Raw genomic sequence first — 2,171 nt, 5'->3', positions numbered from 1 at the left:
GGCGGTGGTGCTGATCTATCCCCTGATCGGCATGGTGGTGCGGCTCGGGGTCCAGGCCCGGCAGCGCCGGGTGGAGAAGGCCAAGCTGCCGCCCACCACCGGCCGCGACCACGCCGACCTGGGCCAGGCGCTTTCGGCGGGCGGGGGGCTGGTGGGGGTGGTGGGCTCGGTAGGTCGTCCCGCATCGGCGATCTTCCAGATGGGGGGCAGCTCCACCAGCGTCAGCGTCGGCGAGGCGATCGGATCCAGCGGCTGGCGCCTTCGCTCCGCCGACGGCGACACCGCCATGATCGAACGGGGCGGCGAGGTGCGGCGCATCTCGATCAGCAACGGCTACTGACCTGCTCCCCGGCCCGCCATGAACCAACCCACCGGCGGCCTGCTGCCGTCCCCTGCGTGCCTGTGGCAGGCGAGTGCCGCCGAGCGCCCGCAGCCTCCGGCCGGTGGTGAGCTCAGCGGCCCCTGGACGCTGCTGCTGCTCGGGGACGGCAGCCCGACACGCCATCTGCAGCTGCTCACCGGCCATCCGGTGGAGGTGGAGCTGATCGCCATGGCTTCCGAAGCGGGTGTCTCCGCCGGCGCGCCGGCGGAGGTGGCCCAGCTGGCCGAGCCGCTGCTGCGGCGCCAGGTGTGGCTCACCTGCGGGCCCCAGACCCTGGGCTGGGCCGAGAGCTGGTGGAACCAGGCCGAGGCGGAGGCCCATCTGCAGGATCGCCGGCTGCCGATCTGGCGCAGCCTCTCGGCGGGCCGGGCGGAGCTGTACCGCGAGGTGGATGGCCTGGGCCAGGTGCAGGAACCCTGGCTCCAGGAGCGCTTCGGCCACGCGGGACCCTTCTGGAGCCGGCATTACCGCTTCTTTCGCCACGGACGGGCGCTCACCGTGATCCGGGAGGTGTTCTCCCCGGCGCTGGAGCGCTGGCTGGGGCCGGCCCAAAGCGGAACTGTTCGTAAAGACTCATCAATTCGGTAACACCGTGTGGCGGTTTGCTGTTGACGAATTGACGCTCGAACGTCGCTGGCCAGGATTCGGATACTTGAATCCGCCCCATGGCCAACCGCCACAGCGCCCAGACCCCGCCGGGAGGGGACTGGCTCACCCTCACCGAACTGGGCCGCCGCTACGGCGTCTCCGCCGTCCACACTGGAAAACTGCTGGTGGCCTCCGGGCTGCGCCGCAGCAGCGGCGAACCCACCGCCGAAGCCCTGACCGCCGGCCTGGCCATGCGTCCCCAGCCGGGCCATCACCACTCCAGCCTCTGGCTGCACCAGGGCTGTGCCCCCCATCTCGAGCGACTGGGGCTGGTGCCCCAGGCCCAGCGCACGATGGTGAGCCTGTGGGCCGATCTGCTCAGCGCCCTGCAGAACGGCTCCCCCTCGATCAGCATCTCGGCCGAGGAGATGGCCGTGGACGTCCCCCGCGACCTGGTGAAGCCGGTGAACAGGGAACTGCGCCAGCGGGGCTGCAGCTTCCGGGTCAACCCGAAGCTCAGGACAGCCGCAGGGCCTGGGCCTGCTTGCTCGCCTGCTCGAGCATCTGACGCAGCCGGTCCTCGTCGGTATGGCTGAGGTTGGTGCGCAGCAGCTTGGCGTGGGGCGCATGAACCCGCAGCCGCTCGATCAGCCGGTCGGGGGTGGCATCACGCAGCAGCAGGCAGAGGGCCGCACTGCCGGGGGGAAGGGTCTGGCCCACCTCCCGCATGAAGTTGTCGTTGATGCCCAGATCCGACAGGGAACCTGAAGCGGCCCCCAGGCCGGCACCAACGGCGGCCCCGAGCAGGGGATTGAGGAACAGCAGGCCAACGAGGGTGCCCCAGAAGCCACCGCCGAGGGCACCGGCCTTGGTGAGATTGAGCGACTGGTGCAGGCGCACCTTGCCGTCGGGTTCGGCCTCGACGACCACCGCGTCCTCGAGGGCGATCAGTTCCTCCTTCTGGATCTCCACCAACTGGCGACGCACCTCGTCGGCCTCCGCCACGGACGGAAATCCAACCACCACCAGGCTGCTCATGGCCGACGTCCTTTCGAGTACAACGCCAGTCCTAACCCACTTCCCGCCGAAAAGGAGGTGTCCCCGGTTCAGCCACGGCGTCGGCTGGAGCGGGGCAGCGGCCGGCCGGAGGCCGGGGGCGTGACGGCCGGCTCCGGCACGTAATCGCCGCCGGTGACCACCT

3 protein-coding genes and 1 pseudogene are annotated in these 2,171 nt (G+C 70.6%); 3 read left to right on the top strand and 1 reads right to left on the bottom strand.

The genetic code is table 11. The annotated features are described in order from the left end of the window. The 3 genes and pseudogenes from VB737_RS06615 to VB737_RS06605 all read left to right on the top strand — a co-directional run. Positions 1-340 (top strand): annotated as a pseudogene (locus tag VB737_RS06615) (DUF4079 domain-containing protein); the annotation flags it as partial. Between the two features lie 18 nt (positions 341-358). Beyond that, positions 359-970, top strand: a complete 612-nt coding sequence (locus tag VB737_RS06610; protein ID WP_500312143.1) for a chorismate lyase — start codon at positions 359-361, stop codon at positions 968-970. Between the two features lie 77 nt (positions 971-1,047). After that, positions 1,048-1,566, top strand: a complete 519-nt coding sequence (locus VB737_RS06605; protein ID WP_500312142.1) for a hypothetical protein — start codon at positions 1,048-1,050, stop codon at positions 1,564-1,566. Here the strand turns inward: VB737_RS06605 and VB737_RS06600 are convergent. Beyond that, complete coding sequence (locus VB737_RS06600) at positions 1,487-2,008, bottom strand: DUF1269 domain-containing protein (RefSeq protein WP_500312141.1); 522 nt, start codon at positions 2,006-2,008, stop codon at positions 1,487-1,489. The genes VB737_RS06605 and VB737_RS06600 overlap by 80 nt on opposite strands. Positions 2,009-2,171 lie beyond the last annotated feature (163 nt).

The organism is Synechococcus sp. BA-120 BA3, assembly GCF_034931285.1.
GTDB lineage: Bacteria > Cyanobacteriota > Cyanobacteriia > PCC-6307 > Cyanobiaceae > Cyanobium.
The sequence above is the reverse complement of the archived record's forward strand: the minus strand, read 5'-3'. Positions and strand labels throughout refer to the sequence as shown.

What these genes read in the sequence shown, in the direction of transcription:
- VB737_RS06610 (WP_500312143.1), top strand. Translation starts at nt 359, where the DNA reads ATGAACCAACCCACCGGCGGCCTGCTGCCGTCCCCTGCGTGCCTGTGG.
- VB737_RS06605 (WP_500312142.1), top strand. Translation starts at nt 1,048, where the DNA reads ATGGCCAACCGCCACAGCGCCCAGACCCCGCCGGGAGGGGACTGGCTC.
- VB737_RS06600 (WP_500312141.1), bottom strand. Translation starts at nt 2,008, where the DNA reads ATGAGCAGCCTGGTGGTGGTTGGATTTCCGTCCGTGGCGGAGGCCGAC.